This is a genomic window from Amycolatopsis eburnea (assembly GCF_003937945.1).
Lineage (GTDB): Bacteria > Actinomycetota > Actinomycetes > Mycobacteriales > Pseudonocardiaceae > Amycolatopsis > Amycolatopsis eburnea.
On record NZ_RSEC01000029.1, the window covers coordinates 1 to 593 of the forward strand.

General features: G+C 72.0%; 1 protein-coding gene. It reads left to right on the forward strand.

Annotation, left to right across the window (positions count from 1 at the left end; genetic code table 11):
• A partial coding sequence (locus EIY87_RS07660) for a cyclic nucleotide-binding domain-containing protein (protein ID WP_225439765.1) occupies positions 1-593 on the forward strand: 593 nt, incomplete at both ends.

The window sequence follows — 593 nt, forward strand, 5'->3', positions numbered from 1 at the left end:
GTGACGATCATCGAGGAACCCACCGCGCCGCAGCTGTCGCTGGGGATCCCCGCCGCCCGGACCCTGGCCACCACCACCAAAACCCGCCCCCAGATGCGGGGCATCACCCCCCGCTGGCTGCTGACCCAGCTCCCCTGGGTCGACGTCCCCGCCGGGTCCTACCGGGTCAACCGGCGCCTCACCTACACCCTCGGCGACGGCAAACTCTCCTTCTACACCACCGGCACCCGCGTCCACGTCGTCCCCGCCGAACTCACCGAACTCGCCCTCCTGCGCGACTTCACCGACGACACAGCACTCGGTGCGCTGGCCGAGGCGTTCGAACAACGCGAATACGACCCCGGCACCACCCTGCACACCGAAGGCACCCCCCTCGACACCCTGATCCTCGTCGCCCACGGCAAACTCACCCGCCACCGCACCGGCCCCTACGGCAACGACACCGCCCTCGCCACCGCCACCGACGGCGACCACCTCGGCGCCGACCTCCTGACCCGCACCGACGCCACCTGGGACCACACCGCCCGCGCCGCCACCCGCGTCACCGCCCTCGTCCTGCCCGCCGCGACCTACACCCGCCTCAACGGACGCCT